This window comes from Kutzneria chonburiensis, from assembly GCF_028622115.1.
In the GTDB taxonomy this organism is placed as follows: domain Bacteria; phylum Actinomycetota; class Actinomycetes; order Mycobacteriales; family Pseudonocardiaceae; genus Kutzneria; species Kutzneria chonburiensis.
The window spans coordinates 7,772,871-7,792,727 of the sequence record NZ_CP097263.1; the positions used below are offsets into that span (position 1 = coordinate 7,772,871).

General features: G+C 69.3%; 20 protein-coding genes. 10 read left to right on the forward strand and 10 right to left on the reverse strand.

Translation table 11 applies throughout. The features are described 5' to 3' along the window. Positions 1-177 precede the first annotated feature (177 nt). The 3 genes from M3Q35_RS35955 to M3Q35_RS35965 all read left to right on the forward strand — a co-directional run bounded on the left by M3Q35_RS35955 (position 178) and on the right by M3Q35_RS35965 (position 4,923). Positions 178-2,724, forward strand: coding sequence for an ATP-dependent Clp protease ATP-binding subunit (locus M3Q35_RS35955; protein ID WP_273936999.1), 2,547 nt, complete (start codon positions 178-180; stop codon positions 2,722-2,724). A 71-nt stretch (positions 2,725-2,795) separates the two neighbouring features. Beyond that, positions 2,796-3,818 carry an endonuclease/exonuclease/phosphatase family protein gene (locus M3Q35_RS35960; protein WP_273937000.1) on the forward strand — a complete coding sequence of 341 codons (1,023 nt, stop codon included), beginning with the start codon at positions 2,796-2,798 and terminating at the stop codon, positions 3,816-3,818. Positions 3,819-3,849: 31 nt separating this feature from the next. Further along, positions 3,850-4,923 carry a WD40/YVTN/BNR-like repeat-containing protein gene (locus tag M3Q35_RS35965; protein WP_273937001.1) on the forward strand — a complete coding sequence of 358 codons (1,074 nt, stop codon included), beginning with the start codon at positions 3,850-3,852 and terminating at the stop codon, positions 4,921-4,923. Here M3Q35_RS35965 and M3Q35_RS35970 read toward each other — a convergent pair. Then, positions 4,913-6,322, reverse strand: a complete 1,410-nt coding sequence (locus tag M3Q35_RS35970; protein ID WP_273937002.1) for a M1 family metallopeptidase — start codon at positions 6,320-6,322, stop codon at positions 4,913-4,915. The two genes, M3Q35_RS35965 and M3Q35_RS35970, sit on opposite strands and share 11 nt — an antisense overlap. Positions 6,323-6,355: 33 nt before the next feature. On the opposite strand from M3Q35_RS35970, the gene M3Q35_RS35975 reads away from it, so the two are divergent. Then, positions 6,356-7,111 (forward strand): alpha/beta fold hydrolase, encoded by a 756-nt coding sequence (locus tag M3Q35_RS35975; protein ID WP_273937003.1) that lies wholly within the window; start codon positions 6,356-6,358, stop codon positions 7,109-7,111. A 1-nt stretch (position 7,112) separates the two neighbouring features. Here M3Q35_RS35975 and M3Q35_RS35980 read toward each other — a convergent pair whose 3' ends face one another. The 7 genes from M3Q35_RS35980 to M3Q35_RS36010 all read right to left on the reverse strand — a co-directional run bounded on the left by M3Q35_RS35980 (position 7,113) and on the right by M3Q35_RS36010 (position 10,645). Next, on the reverse strand, positions 7,113-7,418 hold the full coding sequence (locus M3Q35_RS35980) for a nucleotidyl transferase AbiEii/AbiGii toxin family protein (protein WP_273937004.1): 306 nt from the start codon (positions 7,416-7,418) through the stop codon (positions 7,113-7,115). After that, positions 7,415-7,759 carry a hypothetical protein gene (locus tag M3Q35_RS35985; protein WP_273937005.1) on the reverse strand — a complete coding sequence of 115 codons (345 nt, stop codon included), beginning with the start codon at positions 7,757-7,759 and terminating at the stop codon, positions 7,415-7,417. The genes M3Q35_RS35980 and M3Q35_RS35985 overlap by 4 nt, the downstream gene beginning before the upstream one ends. Further along, positions 7,740-8,246: a helix-turn-helix domain-containing protein gene (locus tag M3Q35_RS35990; protein ID WP_273937006.1), complete on the reverse strand. Its 507-nt coding sequence runs from the start codon at positions 8,244-8,246 to the stop codon at positions 7,740-7,742. The genes M3Q35_RS35985 and M3Q35_RS35990 overlap by 20 nt, the downstream gene beginning before the upstream one ends. A gap of 32 nt (positions 8,247-8,278) precedes the next feature. Beyond that, entirely contained in the window at positions 8,279-8,806 is a 528-nt protein-coding gene (locus tag M3Q35_RS35995; RefSeq protein ID WP_273937007.1) for a 2'-5' RNA ligase family protein, read from the reverse strand. 19 nt (positions 8,807-8,825) lie between these two features. Further along, entirely contained in the window at positions 8,826-9,083 is a 258-nt protein-coding gene (locus tag M3Q35_RS36000) for a Prokaryotic metallothionein (protein WP_273937008.1), read from the reverse strand. 173 nt (positions 9,084-9,256) lie between these two features. Further along, positions 9,257-10,129: an HhH-GPD family protein gene (locus tag M3Q35_RS36005; protein WP_273937009.1), complete on the reverse strand. Its 873-nt coding sequence runs from the start codon at positions 10,127-10,129 to the stop codon at positions 9,257-9,259. Positions 10,130-10,138: 9 nt separating this feature from the next. Further along, complete coding sequence (locus M3Q35_RS36010; protein WP_273944604.1) at positions 10,139-10,645, reverse strand: beta-class carbonic anhydrase; 507 nt, start codon at positions 10,643-10,645, stop codon at positions 10,139-10,141. A 137-nt stretch (positions 10,646-10,782) separates the two neighbouring features. On the opposite strand from M3Q35_RS36010, the gene M3Q35_RS36015 reads away from it, so the two are divergent. The 3 genes from M3Q35_RS36015 (at position 10,783) to M3Q35_RS36025 (ending at position 14,265) form a co-directional block, all read left to right on the forward strand. After that, entirely contained in the window at positions 10,783-11,490 is a 708-nt protein-coding gene (locus M3Q35_RS36015; protein ID WP_273937010.1) for a hypothetical protein, read from the forward strand. A 95-nt stretch (positions 11,491-11,585) separates the two neighbouring features. Continuing rightward, positions 11,586-12,311, forward strand: a complete 726-nt coding sequence (locus M3Q35_RS36020) for a hypothetical protein (RefSeq protein WP_273937011.1) — start codon at positions 11,586-11,588, stop codon at positions 12,309-12,311. Positions 12,312-12,480: 169 nt separating this feature from the next. Continuing rightward, on the forward strand, positions 12,481-14,265 hold the full coding sequence (locus tag M3Q35_RS36025) for a hypothetical protein (protein ID WP_273937012.1): 1,785 nt from the start codon (positions 12,481-12,483) through the stop codon (positions 14,263-14,265). A gap of 66 nt (positions 14,266-14,331) precedes the next feature. Here the strand turns inward: M3Q35_RS36025 and M3Q35_RS36030 are convergent, their stop codons facing one another. After that, positions 14,332-15,432 (reverse strand): LacI family DNA-binding transcriptional regulator, encoded by a 1,101-nt coding sequence (locus M3Q35_RS36030; RefSeq protein WP_273937014.1) that lies wholly within the window; start codon positions 15,430-15,432, stop codon positions 14,332-14,334. Positions 15,433-15,551: 119 nt separating this feature from the next. Then, positions 15,552-16,586, reverse strand: a complete 1,035-nt coding sequence (locus M3Q35_RS36035) for a LacI family DNA-binding transcriptional regulator (protein WP_273937015.1) — start codon at positions 16,584-16,586, stop codon at positions 15,552-15,554. A gap of 188 nt (positions 16,587-16,774) precedes the next feature. On the opposite strand from M3Q35_RS36035, the gene M3Q35_RS36040 reads away from it, so the two are divergent. Genes M3Q35_RS36040 through M3Q35_RS36050 form a run of 3 tightly spaced genes read left to right on the forward strand, consistent with a single transcriptional unit; the run spans position 16,775 to position 19,801 of the window. After that, a complete protein-coding gene (locus tag M3Q35_RS36040; RefSeq protein WP_273937016.1) occupies positions 16,775-18,001 on the forward strand; it encodes an extracellular solute-binding protein in 1,227 nt (408 codons plus the stop codon). Between the two features lies 1 nt (position 18,002). Beyond that, entirely contained in the window at positions 18,003-18,926 is a 924-nt protein-coding gene (locus M3Q35_RS36045) for a carbohydrate ABC transporter permease (protein WP_379794416.1), read from the forward strand. Continuing rightward, positions 18,923-19,801 (forward strand): sugar ABC transporter permease, encoded by an 879-nt coding sequence (locus M3Q35_RS36050; protein ID WP_273937017.1) that lies wholly within the window; start codon positions 18,923-18,925, stop codon positions 19,799-19,801. The genes M3Q35_RS36045 and M3Q35_RS36050 overlap by 4 nt, the downstream gene beginning before the upstream one ends. The last annotated feature ends 56 nt before the right edge of the window (positions 19,802-19,857 follow it).

A 19,857-nucleotide genomic window follows, 5' to 3' on the forward strand; every position in this document is an offset into this window, starting at 1 on the left:
GGAATCTGCCTGTCAGAACCCACGTTGTGCCACGTGTCAGGGCGCTCGCGGGGTCTGCGGCTGCGAGCGGCACTGAGAGCAACGGGTCCGCCTACTACAGTGGACCCCAGGTGCTGACCCCACCGGCGAGGTCATGGGTGGGTGGAGGACCGCCGACGCAGCTGTCAGGGAGTGCATATGTTCGAGAGGTTCACCGACCGCGCGAGGCGGGTGGTCGTCCTGGCTCAAGAAGAGGCCAGGATGCTCAACCACAACTACATCGGCACCGAGCACATCCTCCTGGGTCTGATCCACGAGGGTGAGGGTGTCGCCGCCAAGGCGCTGGAGTCGCTGGGCATCGCCCTCGAGGGCGTTCGCCAGCAGGTGGAAGAGATCATCGGTCAGGGTCAGCAGGCGCCGAGCGGGCACATCCCGTTCACGCCCCGGGCCAAGAAGGTGCTCGAGCTGTCGCTGCGCGAGGCGCTGCAGCTCGGCCACAACTACATCGGCACCGAGCACATCCTGCTCGGACTGATCCGCGAGGGCGAGGGCGTGGCCGCCCAGGTCCTGGTCAAGCTGGGCGCGGACCTCAACCGCGTCCGCCAGCAGGTGCTTCAGCTGCTGTCCGGCTACCAGGGCAAGGAGCCGGCCGAGGCCGGCGGCCGCGGCGAGGGCACTCCGTCCTCCTCGCTCGTGCTGGACCAGTTCGGCCGCAATCTCACCGCGCTTGCCCGCGAGGGCAAGGTGGACCCGGTCATCGGCCGGGCCAAGGAGATCGAGCGGGTCATGCAGGTGCTCTCGCGCCGCACCAAGAACAACCCGGTGCTCATCGGCGAGCCGGGCGTCGGCAAGACCGCCGTCGTCGAGGGCCTTGCCCAGATGATCGTCAAGGGCGAGGTGCCCGAGACGCTCAAGGACAAGCAGCTCTACACCCTCGACCTGGGCTCGCTGGTCGCCGGCTCTCGCTACCGCGGTGACTTCGAGGAGCGCCTGAAGAAGGTGCTCAAGGAGATCCGCACCCGCGGCGACATCATCCTGTTCATCGACGAGATCCACACCCTGGTCGGCGCGGGCGCCGCCGAGGGTGCGATCGACGCCGCCAGCATCCTCAAGCCGATGCTGGCCCGCGGCGAGCTCCAGACCATCGGCGCGACCACGCTCGACGAGTACCGCAAGTACGTCGAGAAGGACCCGGCCCTCGAGCGCCGGTTCCAGCCGATCCAGGTCGGCGAGCCGACGCTGGAGCAGACCATCGAGATCCTCAAGGGTCTGCGCGACCGGTACGAGGCGCACCACCGCGTCTCGATCACCGACTCGGCGCTGGTGGCCGCGGCCACGCTGGCCGACCGGTACATCAACGACCGGTTCCTGCCGGACAAGGCGATCGACCTGATCGACGAGGCCGGCGCCCGGATGCGCATCCGCCGCATGACCGCGCCGCCGGACCTGCGCGAGTTCGACGAGAAGATCGCCGACGTTCGCCGGGACAAGGAGTCCGCGATCGACGCGCAGGACTTCGAGCGCGCGGCCAAGCTCCGTGACCAGGAGAAGCAGCTGCTCGCGCAGAAGGCCGAGCGTGAGAAGCAGTGGAAGGACGGCGACCTCGACGTCGTCGCCGAGGTCGACGACGAGCAGATCGCGGAGGTGCTGGCCAACTGGACCGGTATCCCCGTCTTCAAGCTCACCGAGGAGGAGACCACCCGTCTGCTCCGCATGGAGGACGAGGTCCACAAGCGGATCATCGGCCAGGAAGAGGCGGTCAAGGCCGTCTCCAAGGCGATCCGCCGTACCCGTGCCGGCCTGAAGGACCCGAAGCGCCCGTCCGGCTCGTTCATCTTCGCCGGCCCGTCCGGTGTCGGTAAGACCGAGCTGTCCAAGGCGCTGGCCAACTTCCTGTTCGGCGACGACGACGCCCTGATCCAGATCGACATGGGCGAGTTCCACGACCGGTACACCGCGTCCCGCCTGTTCGGTGCGCCTCCCGGCTACGTTGGCTACGAGGAGGGCGGCCAGCTCACCGAGAAGGTGCGCCGCAAGCCGTTCTCGGTCGTGCTGTTCGACGAGATCGAGAAGGCCCACCAGGAGGTCTACAACACCCTCCTGCAGGTGCTGGAGGACGGCCGCCTGACCGACGGCCAGGGGCGCACGGTGGACTTCAAGAACACCGTGATCATCTTCACCTCCAACCTGGGCACGCAGGACATCTCCAAGGCCGTCGGCCTCGGCTTCTCCGGTGGTGGTGTCGAAGGCACCAACTACGAGCGGATGAAGATCAAGGTCAACGACGAGCTGAAGAAGCATTTCCGCCCGGAGTTCCTCAACCGCATCGACGACATCATCGTGTTCCACCAGCTGACCCAGGACGAGATCATCAAGATGGTCGACCTGATGATCACGCGCGTCGAGGCGCAGCTGAAGAACAAGGACATGTCGCTCGAGCTCACGCCGTTGGCCAAGCAGCTGCTGGCCAAGCGGGGCTTCGACCCGGTGCTGGGCGCGCGGCCGCTGCGTCGCACGATCCAGCGCGAGATCGAGGACCAGCTGTCGGAGAAGATCCTGTTCGGGGAGCTCCAGCCCGGCCAGATCGTGCTCTGCGACGTGGAGGGCTGGAGCGGCGAAGGCTCCGACGACAAGGCGCACTTCGTGTTCCGCGGCGAGACCCGTCCGCTGCGGATCCCGGACGCCCCGCCGGTCGGCCTGGCCGCGCACGGCGGCGACGTCGCGCAGGAGTTCGACGCCGAGTGAGCTGACGCATTGACGAGGGGCGGTTTCCCGGTTCGCCGGGGAACCGCCCTTTGTCGTGTTCAATGGATGGTGTGGCCAGCAGCGTGCGGAGCCGTCCCACCCGTCGGGCCCCCGTCTACCTGGACGAAGGTCGGCGGCGGATCGGCGGCGCCGGGCTGACCTTCCTGCTGTCCCTGTTCACCGCCGCCGTGATCGCCATGGTCGCGTTGCGGCTGCTCGGCATCGACGGTGATCACGTCATGGTCGTGCTCTTGGCCGGCACCCCGTTCGCCGCCGGCGGTGGGGGCCTGCTCGTGCTCGTCGCCATGATGTGCCGGCGTTGGGCGGTCGCCGTCGTCGCGCTGGCCTTCACCGCCTGTCTCGTCGCCGCCGTCCTGCCGCGGACCTTCACCGCGCCTCGGCCGTACGGTTCCGGGCCGGCCGTCCGCGTGCTCAGCCTTGACCTGGCCCAGGGCCGGGCCAACGCCGCCGACGTCGTCTCCTTGATCCGTGATCAGCACGTCGACGTCGTCGCCTTCCAGGAGCTGACCCCTTCGTCGGTCACCGCCCTGAACGCCGCCGGCCTCTCGGCCGACATGCCTTCGCAGCTGTTCGCCCCCGGCGACGGGCCGACCGGCTCCGGCATCGCCTCCCGGTACCCGCTGCAAGAGGTCGTCATCGACCCGCCTACCACGTTCCCGCAGGTCACCGCCCGTGTTTCGCTGCCCCAGCAGCGGGCCGTCGAGGTCGAGTCCGTGCACGTCCGGCCGCCGACCGACGACAACACCACCGACACGTGGAAGCGGGAGCTCGACGCCCTCCCCGATCCCGTCGACGGCGCCCCGCCCATGATCTTGGCCGGCGACTTCAACGCCACCGTCGACCATGCCGGCCTGCGTTCCACCCTCGTCAGCGGCTACGTCGACGCTGCCTCCGAGGCCGGCCAGGGCCTCACCCCCACCTGGCCCACCGGCGGCACCCTGCCCCCTCTGCTGCCCATCGACCACCTCCTCGTCGACAACCGCTGCCCCGTCGACTCCTTCGCCGCCTTCGACATCCCCGGCAGCGACCACAAGGCCGTCCTCACGCAGTTCGTCGCCACGATTCGCGGTTGATCTCCAGCGCGGCCGTGCCATGCTGTCGCGCATGAGGGGGAGGAACTCTGTTGTAGTGCTGCTCGCGCTGGCTCTGGCCGGCTGCGGCGGCCCCGATCAGTCCACCGCGCCGGCCATGCCGCCGGGCAGCTTCGTCCAGCACTCGAACGCGGTTCAGGCGGCTCGGGTGGACAACACCATCAGCGCGGCGCCGGGCATCCGGACCCTGGTACCCGTCGGCAAGTGCGCCATCGGCATCGGCACGTATGCCAGTGGCAACGGCACCGTCGGCACGCATTGGAACGGCAGCCCCGACTGCACGTCGTTCACGCTGCCGTCGAACGCCCAGCACGCGGGCATGAAGGCGTCATCCGCTGTCGCACTGGCCGACGGTTCGGTGGTCGGTGCCTACTCGGTGTTGCAGCGGCTTGGCCCGGACGGTGTCGTGACGTCACTGGCCGACCTGGGTGATGTCTCGGCCACGGCCATCGTGCGCGCCGGCAATCGGCTCGTGATCGGTGGTGCGCGGCTGGTCGACGGCAAGACCAGCCCGCTGCTGTGGACCTCGTCCGACGATGGCAAGACCGCGTCGCCGGTGTCGTTCCCGCCGGTCAGCGGCTATGTCGGCGCGATGGCCGCCGGCGGTGACACCGTGGTGGCCGTCGAGCAGCAGGCCGACGACGCCGGGCTCGGCATCTGGCGGTCGGTGGACGACGGCCAGCATTGGCAACTCACCGAGTTCACCGCCGGTCCGAAGACCGCGATGACCACCAAGCTGGTGCGGACCGGGCACGGCTGGCTCCTGGTCGGCTCCAGCCAGGACGACCCGGCCCATTCATTCCTCGCCACCAGCTCCGACGGTGTCGCGTGGAAGATGATCGACACCGCCAAGTTGGGCGAGGGTCACGTCTGGGACGCCACCACCGTCAAGGACGACGACGTCGTGTTGGTCGGCGAGACACTGAGCCCCGACGGTCGTTCCTACTGCGGTGTGGCCTGGACCGGCACCGTGGACGCACTCCGTCGCGTCGATCTCGGCTGCGATGACGTGCCGCACGCTGTCGCCACACTGGCCGACGGTCGCGTGATCGTGGTGGGGCCCAAGGACGTGTGGGTCAGGGCTTGAGGGTGCCGGGCCAGAGGTACTGGTCGGCGGGCTGGGTGGTGCCGCGGAACCAGGCGTCGAAGAAGCCCTTCAGGTCCTTGCCGCTGATCTGCTGCACGTACGCCTCGAACGCGGGCCAGGTGGCGTTGCCCTCGCGGTGCAACGCCGGCCAGGTCTTGAGAACCGTGAAGAAGGCATCGTCGCCGATGGTGCGGCGCAGGGCGTGCATGGCCATGGGGCCCTTGGTGTAGACGGCGCCGAACTCGTTGCCGGCGCCCATGTCGTAGAGCTTGCCGGCGAAGAGCTGCTGGCCCTTCTGCACGGCCTTGCGGTACGTGTCGTCGAGGTTCGCGCCCTCCTTGGCCTCCGACCACAGCCATTGGGCGTAGCTGGCCAGGCACTCGTTGAGGCAGACGTCCTTCCACTGCTGGACCGACACCGAGTCGCCCCACCACTGGTGGGCGTTCTCGTGCACGATCGTGCTCAGGTCGGTCCACTTCGCGTAGATCGGCCGGGTCTGCGTCTCCAGCGAGAAGCTGATCTTGTCGGCCAGGAAGATGCCACCGGCGGCGTCCTGCGGGTACTTGCCGAACTTGCCCGACAGGAAGTCGAGGATCTCCGGCAACCGGGCCTCCAGCGCCTTCTTGTCGTCGGCGCCGGGGGCGAAGGCCGACACCACCGGCGTGCCGTCGGCCAGCTTGCCGCTGGTCATCGTCCAGTGGTCGATGCCGACCGTGGTCAGGTACGAGGCGATCGGATCGGGCTCGTCCCAGCGGTAGGTCGTCCAGCCGCCGGCCGACTCGTTCTGGCCGGCCAGGCCGTTGGAGATCACACTCCAGCCGTCCGGCACCTTGGCCGCCAGGTGGAAGGACGCCTTGTCCGTCGGCGTGTCGTTGACCGGATACCAGGTGGCCGCCGAATGTGGTTCGCCCGCCGCGAAAGCGCCGCCGCTGCTGGAGATCTGCCAGCCTTCCGAGCCCAGCTTCTTCGACTTCACCGCGTTCGGCACGCCGCCGTACTGCACTTCAACGCTGAAGGTGCTGCCGTTGGCGATGGCCTCCGCCGGCTTGATCACCAGCTTGTCGTCGGCCCGTTCGGTCTGCGCCTCCTGGCCGTCCACCGTCACCGTGCGGACCTCCATGCCGACCAGGTCGAGGCTGAACTCGCTCAGGTTCTGCCCGGCCTTGGCCGTGATCGTGGTGTCGCCGTCCAGGTGGTGCGACTGCGGGTCGTAGGTGATCGCCACGACGTAGTTCGAGGCGTGGTAGCCGCCGTTCCCGCTGGTCGGGTAGTACGGGTCGTTCGCCGTCCGCGCGCCGGCCGTGCCCTCCACGCCGTTCTCCGTCGTTTTCGCCGCCGGCGTGCAGGCCACGCACAGCGCCGCGACCGCCAGCAGCGCCGCCACTTTCCCAACCCGCATGCCGACGTGTGTACCAGGTGGTATGAGTGCTCCGTGTTCGATGTCGTCGAGTTCGGCGGCTCCGGCCCCGGGATCGTGTTGTTGCACGGCCTGATGGGCCGAGCCACCACGTGGTGGCCGGTGGCCCGGTGGCTGGTCCGCTACGGGCGGGTGGTCGGTCTCGATGCGCGGGGACACGGTCGTAATACGCACCGCGGTGGCGTTTGGCGCACCGAGGACTTCGCTTCCGATGCCGCCGCCGTGATCCGCCGCCTTGACCTTGGCCCTTCCGTCGTCATCGGCCATTCCATGGGCGGTCTGCACGCCCTCGTCCTCGCCGCCCTCGAGCCTTCCCTCGTGCGCGGCGTCGTCGTCGAGGACTTCGCCCCCGATCAGCGTGGCCGCACCGTCGACCCTTGGCGGGCCGAGTTCTCCCGTTGGCCCGCTTTCCAGTCCCTGGCCCACGTCCGGTCGTTCTTCGGCCCCGTCGGCGACTACTTCGTCGAGTGCTTCGAGGAGCGTTCCGACGGCTACCACCTCATCGCCGACCTCGACGACCTCTACCGCATCGCCGCCGAATGGGGCCGCCGCGACTACTGGCCCTTCGTCGACCGCGTTCAGGCCCCTCTGCTCGTCATCGAGGCCGAGCACACCTTCATGCCCGCCGGCCAGCAGGCCGCCATGGCCTCCCGTGCTGTGGACGGCCGCCACATCCTGGTCGAAGGCGCCGGCCACCTCGTCCAGCTCAGCACCCCCGCCGTCTACCGCGGCGCCGTCGAGGCCTTCCTCTCTGAGCTGCTGGACAGCTGACTCAGCTCGCCGAGTTCAACTCCGCCGCCCACTCGGCGAAGAAGGCGCGCAGGGCAGGCACATCGGCAGGAGCGACGGGAATGTTCCTGTCGCCGATCCGGCTTAGCTTGGCGAACATCTGAGCCAGCACTCCCGGGTCAAACCCGGCATCGACCTCAGCTGCTCGATCCATGAGTAGCCGTTTGCCATAGCGGGCCGCCAGCGCGTGAACATCGCTGAAATCTCGTGCTGCCGCTCGGTCGAACAGAGCGATCAGCTTTCGACCAGCGAGTTCCTCCGGATCGAAGCTTGGCCCCAGACACGTCACGACCGGCGGCCGACGGGAGCAGAATCGACCGCAAGATCCACAGTCAGCTCGTCCGGGCCGGAGATCTTCAGCCGTCCGAACGTCGCGAGGTCGTCAAGGCGGCTGACCTGCCACCCCCGCTCGACTCCGGCCGCCTCCAAGGCGGCAAGTGCAGTTGGCACGTCGCCGCCGCCCTGACGGGTGAAGAAGTCGAGATCGTAGGTGGGGCGTTCGGTCAGATGCTGTGCGAGGAGCGCCGCGCCGCCGGCGAGGAGAAAGCCGTTGCTCGCGTCGAGTCCGAAGAACAGCGTCGTGACCTCGACCTGGAAAGCAGTAAGTGGATCATGCACGTTCTTGGACAACCTCGACGACTTGGTCCCACGCATCGCGGATGTCACGGGGCAGCACCATTTCTGGCCAGAGATCGACGAGCAACGCCCCGTCGACGTACGTGAGGATGTCCGCGGGCTTGCCTTCACGAAGCACTATCTCGTAGCAGAGAAGACGTTCCGGTCGATCACGCAAATCAAACCGAGCTCCTGGGGTCGACCAGTTCAGGTGAAGCGGCAGCGTCACTGTCGCCAGCGCCTGGCGCAGCGGAAGCCGAGGCAAGTGGCTGGGAACCCAGAATGGTCGACCTCGTTTGGTGAGCAGCTGGGCGAACGTGACGTCGGCGTCGATCGTGAGATGGTGGCCGGTCTCTGCGAGCAGGCGTGCAGCGGTGTCCAGCGTTGGGGACGTCCGACCGTTTTCGTACGCGGACAGTGTGGGCTGCGACGTGTGAGCGCGTCGGGCAAGTTCGCTCTGGCTCATGCCGGCCGCCATCCGGGCGTCCGCGAGCAAGCTCATCACGCACCTCCGCTCATATCTAATTAGATATGCTACCTCGTGAACAGGACGTCCACCTCGCCGGTGGCGGTGTCGGTGATGCCGACCTCGTCCACCTTGGCCCGGATCGGCTGGACCGGGTGCAGGGCGGCGATGCCGGCGGCCAGGGTGGGGGTGTCGATCTCCTGGGCCAGGGCGCAGTGCGGGACCCAGGAGCCGGGCAGGTAGTAGGCGACCGGGTTCTTGACCTTCTTGGCCAACACGTCGTGCACGGCCGAGTGGACGGCCAGCAGCTCGTTGTCGACGACGGCGGTGAGCACGAGGTTGTTCTCGGCGGTGGGGAAGGTGCCGAGGGTGTAGAGCCAGATGCTGGGCAGGGCCAGCAGGTTCAGCTCGGCGGCCAGGTCGGCACGGGTCTGGCGGGTGAAGGCGCCGCCGAGGGCGAAGGTGACGTGGGGCCGGTGGCGGCGGTGGCTGCGGGTCGCCAGGCTCGGCACGCCGGCCCGTTCCAGCCGCTGCCACAGCCCCCGCACGGTGGTGTCGGCCTCGCCGTCGAAGAAGAACTCCAGGGCCTGTGCCATGACCCCGTATCCAACACGGTCAGACCGGGCGCACCCCCACCGCGTCACGGATCTGGTTGCCCAGCTCGGCCACGGCCCGGGCGCAGTGGGCGCAGCAGTAGAACCGGCCCTCGACCTCGACGCCGTGCCCGACGATGCGGCAGTTGCACCGCTCGCACCGCGGCGCCAGCTTCTCCATCGCGCACTCGAAGGAGTCGAACCAGTGGCTCTCGCCGCTCACGGTCCGGATCTCGAACGCCATCCAGTAGTCGTTGCCGCAGACATCGCAGGTCGCCATGGCGACAGGGTGAGGGGTCCCACCGAACCCGGCAACCGGAGCCCTTACCGGTACCGGCGCAGCCCCCAACCCAACCCAGGGGGCGTCCCCAGGCCCATTCTACCAGCGATAACACGGTGATGATCTTGGAAACGCCCTCTCTGTGGATAACTGGGGGTTGTCCACAGGAAGGGTCAGTGTTCGCCCGGGAGGGCGAAGAGGCCGGTGTCGGTCTGCTCGATGAGGCCGTCGACGAGCAGGGAGTCGAGGCAGCGGTCGCGTTGACCAGGCTCGGACCAAGCGGCGTCGAGGGCGGAGCGGGTGACGGGGCCGGGGGCGCCGCGGAGGACGTCGAGGAGGCGGCCACGGACCTGGCGGTCGGTGCCGGCGAACTTCTGCACGGCCTTGACGGGGCCGGCGTAGGCGGGACGACCGGCGAGCTGCCAAGCGCAGGTGGCGAAGACGGGACAGTCGGCGCAACGGGGCGTCCGGGCGGTGCAGACGAGGGCGCCGAGCTCCATGAGGGCGGCGGAGTAGCGGGCGGCGACGGAGTCGACGACCGGCAACAAAGCCTCGACGTCGGCCATGTCGCGGGTGGTGGACGGCGGCCCGGCGTCGCCGGCGCCATGGACGGCCCGGGCGACGACGCGGCGGACGTTGGTGTCGACGACGGGACACCGCTGCCCATAAGCGAAAGCGGCGACGGCGCGAGCGGTGTACGCGCCGATGCCGGGCAAGGCGAGCAGGGTGTCGACGTCGGAAGGGACGACGTCACCATGCAAGGTGGCGATGGCGGAAGCGGCCTCGTGCAGGCGGAGGGCCCGCCGGGGGTAACCGAGCTTGCCCCATGCCCGTACTACATCGCCCTGGCTGGCGGCGGCCAATGCCGAAGGCACCGGCCACCGCGCCATCCACTCGTGCCAGATCGGCTCGACCCGGGACACCGGGGTCTGCTGGAGCATGATCTCGCTGACCAGCACGCCCCAGGCGGTGCACTCGGGCCGTCGCCACGGCAGATCCCGCGCCGTGTCGTCGAACCAGCTCAGCAGTGTGTCGGCGGCAACCATCGCCTCCGATTATCCCTGGCCGGGTGACAACACCTCGTGCAGGGCACCGTTGTGCACGTCGTAGACGAAGCCGCGGATGTTGTCCTTGTACGGCAGGAAAACGCTGTGCCGAAGCCGGGCAAGCGAGGTGCGGACACTGTCCTTGACCTCGCGGAAAGCCTCGACGGCCCAGGTCGGGCGCAGGCCGGTGTCGGCCTCCAGCTCGTCCTTGAACTCGTCGTCGGTGGTCATCGACAACCCGCACGACGTGTGCTGGACCAGCATGATCTCCCGGGTGCCCAGCTTGCGCTGGCTCAGCGCGAGCGACCGGATGACGTCGTCGGTCACCACGCCGCCGCCGTTGCGCAGCACGTGCGCCTCACCCTGTTGCAGCCCGAACAGCTCGAACACCCGGATCCGGGCGTCCATGCATGTCAGCACGGCGATGTGCAGCGAAGGGCTGGCCGAGGACCGGTCCCCGCGGGTCCGGTCGACCAGTGCGGCATTGCGTTCGAGCAGCTCGTCGATGGCGGTCAGGTCGCACCTCCCGTTGTCCTGTACCTATGGCACCTGGTCGAGTGACCCCTGACAAGGGCTCTTGAGCAAAGACACAACCGGATCGGGTGACCGCGACAATCCCTGGCCGTCGGTGTCGGCGGCGTTACGGTCGGTGCATGATCGAGCCAACCGGTCCGCTCGACCCGTCGGTGTACTGGCGCCGCCGGGTGGTCGCACTGGTCTGCTCGGTGCTGCTGGTCGTGCTGCTCGCAGTGATCATCTCAAGCTGGCTCGGCCACGGCTCCGCGGCCGACCCGCAGGGCGTGGCCAACAAACAGAGCGTGGTCCCCACGTCGAGCAAGCGCCTCACGTCCTCCCCGCCGACCAGCGGCACGATCGCCGCGGCCGGGGCGTCCTCGTCCTCGTCGGCCTCGCCAACGCCGACGATCAGCACGACGACGGGCCCGCCGCCACCGCCGCCCCCACCCGGCCCGTGCCCGGACACGTCGATCACGATCGAGGGCCGCATCGCGCAGGCCGCCTACCGAGTCGGCCAGGCCCCGCTGCTCACGCTGGTGGTCACCAACTCGGGCCCGGTGGCCTGCAAGCGTGAGGTCACCCGCCAGCTGCGCGAGCTGGTCGTGCTCACCGCGGACGGCAACACCCGGCTGTGGTCCAGCTCCGACTGCTACTACCAGCAGCCCGCGGACGTCCGGCTGCTCCAGCCGGGCGAGCAGGCCACCTTCAGCATCGCCTGGGCCGGCCGCACCTCGTCGCCGAACTGCGCGCCCAGCGGGGCCTGCTGCCGGCCGGGGATTACGTGGTGCTCGGAAAGCTCGGAAACCTCACGAGCAAGCCGACCCCGTTCAAGCTCACCTGATTAACCCGAAGGTGTAACGGTCGGAAGTGTAATTCCCCATCACGAATCCAGTACGGTGTGGATCCACGGGAAGTCGTTCGAGAGGATCCGTTTCCGGTCATGGACGCAACATCAGTGGTGGGAGACCGTTTCCGGTCGCTGCTGCTGCGCGTCCTGGTGCTGATCGGCGGCGTGCTCGCCGGCACCGCGCTGGCCTGGCTGCTCTCCTCGGCGACGGCTTCGGCCGCCGAGCCGACGACCCCGGTCTCCACCCTGTTGTCCACGGCCGGTGACGTCGTCGACAACTCCGTCGAGCACACCGTGCACATCGGGCAGGACGCGAAAGCGGCCGCGCAGGCGGCCGCGCCGTCGGTGCCGGCCATCGAGGTCCCGGTGCCGCACCTGGTCGCCCCGGTGATCCTGGTCGAGCAGCGGCTCGACGACTTCGCCTTGCCCAGGGCCGATGAGCAGGTCGCCAACGCGGTCGTGACCAGGACTTTCGTCCCGGCTGTGGCCGGGACGACCAGCCAGTCGGCCGCGCCGGCCGCGGCGGTGAGCCGGGTCGAGCGCCCGGCCGCGCCGATGGTGGCCGGCCCGCAGTCCGGTATGGGCGCCCCGATCGACCCGCTGCGTCCGGACGGCTCGTCCAAGTCCGAGGCGCTGCCCTTCAGCGCGCTGCCCGGCGGCGCCTGTGGCCACGACGGCCCGTCCGGCACCAGCGGCGGCATGGCCCTGCACGACGGCGTCGCCGTCGTGCCCGCGGCCGCGCCGGCCCTGGTCACGCCCGCGTCCTCGCGCTGCGTGCCGATGACCGCGCGTCGCCAGCCCGGCATCACCCCTGACTGATTCCCTCTCGACCGGATCGCCGCGCTAGGCGTCCGGTCCGCTCGTCCATTTATCTCTTCATCCCCATTTTGTGGGTGATCCCTGCCCCGAATCGCTTTTTCGAGGGATCACCCGTGTACTCCCGTGACCCGGGAAATCGACAAGGAGAACATTCCCCATGCTTACCTGGATGAGGCGCGGAATTCCGGTGGCTCTGCTCGCCGGTGGCGTGCTGGCCATGACCGCCGGCAACGCCGCCGCCGCGCCCGCCCCGATCGGCGACCCGACCGGCGTCGCGGACACCGCGCTGCGGCTGACCGACCTGGTGGGTCACAAGGGCCTGCCGCCGCTGCCGTTCGCCTCCCAGCTCGAACTGCCGGCCATGCCGATCGGCCAGTCCCAGCGCGACCTCCCGGCCGGCCTCGACAACGGCAGCCTCTCGCTCAGCAACGTCGAGCTCAACGGCCAGGACCTGGCCCACCCGGGCCTGCCCGGCCTGTCCGCGATCCCCGGCCTCGGCGCCGACCAGCGCTCGCTGGACCCCAGCCAGCTGGCCATCTCCGGCGTGCCGCAGCTCCAGCAGCTGCCCAAGCTGCCGGGCCTGCCCACCGCCGGCCTGCCGGTGTCGGTGCTGCCCGAGGTGAGCACCTCGCGGTCGCTGCCCAACTTCAGCTACAGCGGCTTCGTGCCCACCGGTGGCCTGCACAGCCTGACCAAGGTGCCAGACCTGGCCAACCCCACCGCCCTGACCCAGGCTGACGGCCCGGTCGAGCTGCCGGCCGTGCCGGCGCTGCCGCTGGGTGGCGAGCAGCGGTCGCTGCCGGGCTTGAACCTGCTGTCGGCGCTGCCGATTCAGGGTCTGCTGGCCGGCGGTCTGCCGGTTGGTCGTTCGCTGCCGGGTACCGACATCCTGGGCACGCTGCCCGTGGGTGGCCTGCTGGGCGGCGTCGCCGCTGAGCGTGACCTGCCGGGTCTGCCGAAGCTGCCGCTGAACCTGCCGGGTGTGCCGGTCGGTCGTGAGCTGCCGGGTCTGAACCTGTTGTCGGCGCTGCCGATCCAGGGCTTGCTGGCCGGTGGCCTGCCGGTTGGTCGTTCGCTGCCGGGTACCGACATCCTGGGCACGCTGCCGGTCGGTGGCCTGCTGGCTGGTGGCCTGCCGGTCGGCCGGGAGCTCCCGGGCTTGAACCTGCTGTCGGCGCTGCCGATCCAGGGTCTGCTCGCCGGTGGGCTGCCCGTCGGTCGTGAGCTGCCGGGTCTGAACCTGTTGTCGGCGCTGCCGATCCAGGGTCTGCTGGCCGGCGGTCTGCCGGTTGGTCGTTCGCTGCCGGGTACCGACATCCTGGGCACGCTGCCGGTCGGTGGCCTGCTGGGCGGCGTCGCCGCCGAGCGTGACCTGCCGGGCCTCCCGGCGCTGCCGAAGCTGCCGCTGCCGGGCCTCGGTGCCGAGCGTGATCTGCCGGCGCTGCCGGGCCTCGAGTCCCTGAGCATGGTGTTCGGCCTGGTCAAGGCCACCCCGGTGGCCGCGCTGCTGGCCAACACCCCGCTGAGCTCGGTCGCCGGTCGTGACCTGCCGGGCCTGGGCTCGCTGCCGCTGGCCGGCCTGCTGGGCTCCGCCGCCCCCGCGATGACCGACAGCGACGCCGACACCGACGCCGACTTCACCGCCGACAGCGACGCCCGCGACCTGCCGGGCCTCCCGGCTCTGCCGAAGCTGCCGCTGCCGGGCCTGGGCGCCCAGCAGCGTGAGCTGCCGATCGTCGACTCGGTGCTGCCGAAGCTGCCGCTGGCCGTCCCGGCCGTCCCGGGCGCCACGATCTCCAACTTCCACGGCATCCCGGCCCTCGGCCCGTCGTTCGCCACGACCATGCCGGCCAACGACTCCGCCCGCACCATCGTGCCGGGCGTGCCCTCCACCGCCGACGTTCTGGGTGGCGTGCTCGGTCACGCGCCGCGTCTGCCGATCAGCGGCATCTGAGCCGTAACCACGAAAAACGGGCCCTGCCTTCCGCGCGAAGGCAGGGCCCGTTTTTCATGCCTGAGATCAGGGGCCGAACCAGCGTTCCTCGGTGATGCGGGGCGGCGCGGAGGTGGTGCCGATGACCAGCTCGGTGGACAGCGTCACGGTCCGCGGCTGGTGGTGGTCGGCCGCGTTGACCAGCAGCTTGCCGGCGGCGCGGCCCTTCTCCAGTACCGGCTGGCGCACGGTGGTGAGCCCGGCCCGCTCGCTCTCGGTGATGCCGTCGAAGCCGGTGATGGTCAGGTCCTGCGGCACCCGCAGACCCCGCCGCCTTGCCTCGCCCAGCGCGCCGAGCGCCAGGATGTCCGAGGTGCAGATCAGGGCCGTGACCTGGGGATCCCGGTCCAGCAGCTGCGCGGCGGCCGATGCGCCGGAGGCGATGCTGTGGTCGAAGCGCTCGACAACGGGGATGGACGTCCAGTCCACGTTGGCCGAGGTGAACGCCGTGGCCAGCGCCTCGAGCCGGGCCCGCTGCACGTGGAAGTGGGCGTTGTGCTGGCGTTCGGCGTTGACGAAGCCGTCGTTGCGGTCCCGGGCCAGCCGCATGCAGATCACGCCGACCCGGCGGTGGCCGAGCTCGATGAGGTGGCTGGCGATCTGCGTGATGGCCGCCCGGTCGTCGATGCCGACCCGGTCCACGGTGTCCAGCTCGGGCTGGTCGCAGACGACGGTCGGCACCGGCCGCTCCAGGACGGCCGCCAGGTGCGGATCGTCGTCGGGCACCGAATACACCACGAAGCCGTCGACACCGGCCCGGTGCACCGCGGCCACGTCCTCACGCTCCGGATTGGCCGGCACCAGCAGCAGCCCCTGGCCGGCGTCCTCGCACGCCAGCGCGAGGCCCTCCAGGAAGCCGACCGCGGCCGGGTCGCGGAACGCGTACGACAGGTTCTCGGTCAGCAGCAGTCCGACCGCGCCCGCCTTACGGGTGCGCAGCGACCGCGCCACCGGGTCCGGGCCGGGGTAACCCAGCCTTCGTGCCGTCTCCAACACCCGCCGGCGCAGCTCGGGCGAGAGCTGGTCGGGACGGTTGTATGCGTTGGACACCGTTGTCCGTGAAACGCCCAGCTCAGCGGCGAGGGACGCCAGCGTCGCCGGCCGTCGCACATGCATTGACCGCGCCATGGAGTGACCGTAACGGTCAAGAACCAATTCGTGAAGCCGACGACAGGCGTGTCCCCCTGAAGCACTATCCCGGCACGTCAACAGGTCTTTCGCGTCAAGCCGGCTTGGTGTAGACCAAGTCACAGCCTCGGAATCGGTCCTGTCGACTCCCTGACCACCAGTCTTGGCCGGAACAGGCGGGTGTGCGAGGCCGCCGACTCGCGGCGGGAATCGGGGTCCAAACGCTGCACCAGCTCGTCCACGGCTGCGGCGGACATCTCACGAATGGGCTGCGCCACAGTGGTCAGCGCGGGGGTGCAATGTCCGGCGAACGGGATGTCGTCGAAGCCGACCACGGAGAGTTGCGCCGGCACCCGCACGCCCCGGCGGGCTGCCTCCCGCAGCGCCCCGATAGCCATCTGGTCGGAGGAGCAGATCACCGCGGTCGGCGCGACGGTGTCGAGCAGCTGGGCCAGCGCGGAAGCGCCGCCGGCCGGCTCGAACGGGCCGTGGGCGACGAGGTCGGCCGGCGCGGGATGGCCGCTTTCCTCCAGCGCCGCGGCCCAGCCGGCGCGCTTGAGCCGTGACGGCAGGGCCCGGGCCGGACCACTGACGAACCCGATGCGGGTGTGCCCGAGACCGATCAGGTGTGAGGTGGCGAGGTAGCCGGCGAGTTGCTCGTCGACCGCGATGTCGGCCACGTCCAGCGCCGGGGTCGCGCCGTTGATGAACACCATGCGCACGCCGTCGGCCACCAGCCGCGTGTAGTACGCGGCCTCCGGGGCCTCGCCCGGCGGCGAGTTGGTGATCGCCGGCGACACGAAGATCATCCCCTCTACCCCGCGGGCCAGCACCATGCGCACGTACTCCTCTTCGCGCATGCCGGCCGAGCGCGTGTTGCACAGCAGCGAGGAGTAGCCGGCGGCCGCCGCCCTGGTCTCCAGCGCCTCGGCGAACGCCGGGAACACCGGGTTGGACAGTTCCGGCAGCAGCAGGCCGATCACCCCGGTCCGTTGCAGTGCGCCAAGGCCGCGCGGCGAGTACGGCAGGTCGGAGAGCGCGTCCAGCACCCGCTGCCTGGTCTCCTCGTTCACGCCGGCCCGGCGGTTGAGCACCCGGCTCACGGTGGAGACGCTGACGCCGGCGATCTTCGCGATCTCGGCCAGACCGGGCACCCGCGTCCTCCTCGGTAATGGCGTGACGGGGGAAGCCTGCCCGTGCCGGAAAGCTTTTGCAACGACCGCGCCGAGTCACTGGGCCATTACGGTGCGGTTACCGCCTTGGCCTTGCCGGGCCTCCGGTCACAGCTGTGAAATCCCGGCAAAACTTTGCAGGGTAAGCAACGGGGAACGGACGGTTACCAATGCGACGCACTGCCCTCGTGATCGCCGGCGCGCTGTTACTCACAGCCTGCGGAGGCGGCGGAGGATCGGCCGCCGACTCCGGCAAGGTCGTCTTCTGGGACACCAGCGGCCCGAACGAGCACCCGGTGTTCGACCAGCTGGCCAAGGACTGCGCGGGCAAGGGCGGCTACACCGTCGACGTGCAGCAGGTGTCCTTCGACCAGGCGCTGGCCAACTACAAGACGGCCGCGCAGGGCGGGCAGGGCCCGGACGTGCTGCGTTCGGAGGTGGCCTGGGTGGCCCAGCTGGCGCAGAACGGGTTGATCACCGACCTGACCGACACCGACCTGGCCAAGGACACGTCCGACTTCCTCGACGGCCCGCTGGGATCGACCAAGTACAACGGGAAGACCTACGCCGTGCCGCAGGTCACCGACACGCTTGCCTTGCTGTACAACAAGAAGCTGCTGGCTGACGCCGGTGTGCAGCCGCCGACGAGCTGGGACGAGCTCAAGGCCGACGCGCCGAAACTGGGCGGTCCCAAGGCGATCTTCCTCAACAACGACGCCTACTACGCGCTGCCCTTCATCTACGGCGCCGGCGGCGACCTGCTCGACGTGGCCAACAAGAAGATCGTCGTCAACTCGGCCCAGAACGTGCAGGCGCTGGAGACGGCCAAGGGCCTGCTGGACGCCAAGGCTGCGACGACCGCGCTGGACCAGGCCAACTCGTACAACAACATGAAGGCGGCGTTCTCGGCCGGCCAGGTTGCGATGGAGATCGACGGTCCGTGGACGGTGGTCGACCTGCTCAAGGGCGACGCGTTCAAGGACCCGGCCAATCTCGGCGTCGCGCTGTTGCCGGGTAAGGACAGCGGACCGGTCGGCGGGCATGACTACGTTGTGCGGCAAGGAACCAAGGCCAAGACCTCGGCGCAGAAGTTCATCCAGTGCATGAGCTCCACCGAGTCGCAGGTGACGGTGTCGAAGAAGCTCGGCCTGCTGCCGACCCGCAAATCCGCTTACGACAGCCCGGATGTGAAGTCGCAGCCGACGGTCGCGGCGTTCGAGCCGGCGATCAAGCAGACGCATCCGCGGCCGTGGGTGCCGGCCGGCGCGCAGCTGTTCGACCAACTGAAGATCGACTACGCCTACGTGCTCTCCGGCCAGAAGGACGCCAAGACGGCGCTGGACGAGGTGGCCAAGGCGTACAAGGACCAGGTCGTCCCCGACTACACGGTGGGCTGACGTGCGCCGGTCGCTGGAACGGCACTGGTACGCGTACGCCATGGTCGCGCCGGTCGTGGTGGTGCTGGCCGTGCTCGTGCTGTACCCGCTGGTGCAGGGCATCTGGTTCACCCTCACCGACATCAACGAGTCCACCATCGCCAACCCGGTGCTGGACCGTCCGGCGAGCTACTCCTTCGTCGGGCTGCGCAACTACCTCAACGTGCTGTCCGGCGACTCGAGCTTCGGGTCGTTCTGGTCGACGCTGCTGCGCACGATCATCTGGACGGCGTCCTGCGTGGTGCTGACCTACGGCGTCGGCCTCGGCCTGGCGTTGCTGCTCAACCGGCCGATGCGGGCCAGGGCGCTGTATCGGGTGCTGCTCATCCTTCCGTGGGCGGTGCCGGTGTTCATCAGCGCGTTCGCCTGGAAGTTCATGTTCAACAGCCAGTTCGGCGTGATCAACCAGCTGCTCGGGGCGGTCGGCCTCGGGCAGCCGGTGTGGCTGGGGCAGACCGATCTGGCCCTGGTCGCGGTGGTGATCGTCAACGTCTGGGTCGGCGTGCCGTTCATGATGCTGGCGCTGCTCGGCGGCCTCCAGTCCATCCCGGCCGACCTGTACGAGGCGGCCGAGGTGGACGGCGCGACGCCGTGGCAGCGGTTCCGGGACATCACGCTGCCGGGGCTGCGGTCGGTGTCCAGCACGGTGGTGCTGCTGGGCATCATCTGGACGTTCAACATGTTCCCGGTGATCTACCTGGTGACCGGGCCGGCCGCGAACCCGAACACCCGGATCCTGGTCACGTACGCCTTCGAGCGCTTCTTCTCCGGCGCATCAAGGGATTACGCCGTGGCCTCCACGTACGGCGTGCTGATCCTGTCCGTGCTGTTGGTGTTCGCCACCTTCTACCGGCGGGCGCTGCGACGTCAGGAGGCGTTCGCGTGAGCATCGTGCAAGTCCCTGTCACACGGATTCCGTTGCGGGGCAAGCGATCCCGGGGCCGCAGTGTTGCACTGCACGCCACGCTGGTCGTGGCCTCGCTGATCGCGGTGTTCCCGGTGTTCTGGGTACTGGTCACGTCGTTCAAGCCGGACGCCCGGGCCGTCGCGCCGACGATCCGGCTGTTCGACGAGTCGTCGCTGGCCAACTACGGGGACGTGCTTTCCGGGCAGCAGGGCGACTTCCTGGCGTGGGTGGCCAACTCCGTGGAGATCGCGCTGCTGACCACGGTGATCGCGGTGTTCCTGTCGGCCACCACCGGCTACGCCGTCAGCCGCTTCCGCTTCCCGGGCAGCCGCAAGCTGTTGCTGTCGTTCCTGGTCGTGCAGATGTTCCCGTTCGCGGTGTTGATCGTGCCGCTGTTCAACGTGCTGCTGACGCTGGGCCTTCAGGGCACGAGCATCGGGCTGGTGCTGGTCTACTGCACGACCTCGGTGCCGTTCTGCACGTACATGCTCAAGGGGTACTTCGACACCATCCCCGGCGACATCGACGAGTCGGGCCGGGTCGACGGGCTGTCCCCGTTCGGCGTGTTCTGGCGGCTGGTGCTGCCGCTGGCCCGGCCGGGGCTGGCCGTCACGGCCTTCTACGCCTTCCTCACCGCGTGGGGTGAGGTGGCCTTCGCGTCGGCCTTCCTGAGCGCTTCGGACGAGTCCAAGACGCTGGCGGTCGGGCTCCAGGTGTTCGTGCAACAGAACCGCGTCGAGTGGGGCCATCTGGCGGCTGCGTCGATACTCGTAGCGATCCCCGCGGTCGCGGTGTTCTACCTGGTCCAGCGTTTTCTGGTCACGGGACTGGCCGCCGGGGCGGTCAAGGGGTGACGATTCAGAAACGGTGAGTAGTCGGTGTACGCCGAGGGGCTGACGTAAACGCTTTC

Excerpts from the sequence above, each read along its gene's own strand:
- M3Q35_RS35970 (WP_273937002.1), bottom strand. The coding sequence starts at position 6,322 with ATGCGGGTTGGGAAAGTGGCGGCGCTGCTGGCGGTCGCGGCGCTGTGC.
- M3Q35_RS36040 (WP_273937016.1), top strand. The coding sequence starts at position 16,775 with ATGCGACGCACTGCCCTCGTGATCGCCGGCGCGCTGTTACTCACAGCC.
- M3Q35_RS35995 (WP_273937007.1), bottom strand. The coding sequence starts at position 8,806 with ATGGCACAGGCCCTGGAGTTCTTCTTCGACGGCGAGGCCGACACCACC.
- M3Q35_RS36015 (WP_273937010.1), top strand. The coding sequence starts at position 10,783 with ATGATCGAGCCAACCGGTCCGCTCGACCCGTCGGTGTACTGGCGCCGC.
- M3Q35_RS35955 (WP_273936999.1), top strand. The coding sequence starts at position 178 with ATGTTCGAGAGGTTCACCGACCGCGCGAGGCGGGTGGTCGTCCTGGCT.
- M3Q35_RS36025 (WP_273937012.1), top strand. The coding sequence starts at position 12,481 with ATGAGGCGCGGAATTCCGGTGGCTCTGCTCGCCGGTGGCGTGCTGGCC.
- M3Q35_RS35965 (WP_273937001.1), top strand. The coding sequence starts at position 3,850 with ATGAGGGGGAGGAACTCTGTTGTAGTGCTGCTCGCGCTGGCTCTGGCC.
- M3Q35_RS36030 (WP_273937014.1), bottom strand. The coding sequence starts at position 15,432 with ATGGCGCGGTCAATGCATGTGCGACGGCCGGCGACGCTGGCGTCCCTC.
- M3Q35_RS36000 (WP_273937008.1), bottom strand. The coding sequence starts at position 9,083 with ATGGCGACCTGCGATGTCTGCGGCAACGACTACTGGATGGCGTTCGAG.
- M3Q35_RS36005 (WP_273937009.1), bottom strand. The coding sequence starts at position 10,129 with ATGGTTGCCGCCGACACACTGCTGAGCTGGTTCGACGACACGGCGCGG.
- M3Q35_RS36020 (WP_273937011.1), top strand. The coding sequence starts at position 11,586 with ATGGACGCAACATCAGTGGTGGGAGACCGTTTCCGGTCGCTGCTGCTG.
- M3Q35_RS35990 (WP_273937006.1), bottom strand. The coding sequence starts at position 8,246 with ATGAGCTTGCTCGCGGACGCCCGGATGGCGGCCGGCATGAGCCAGAGC.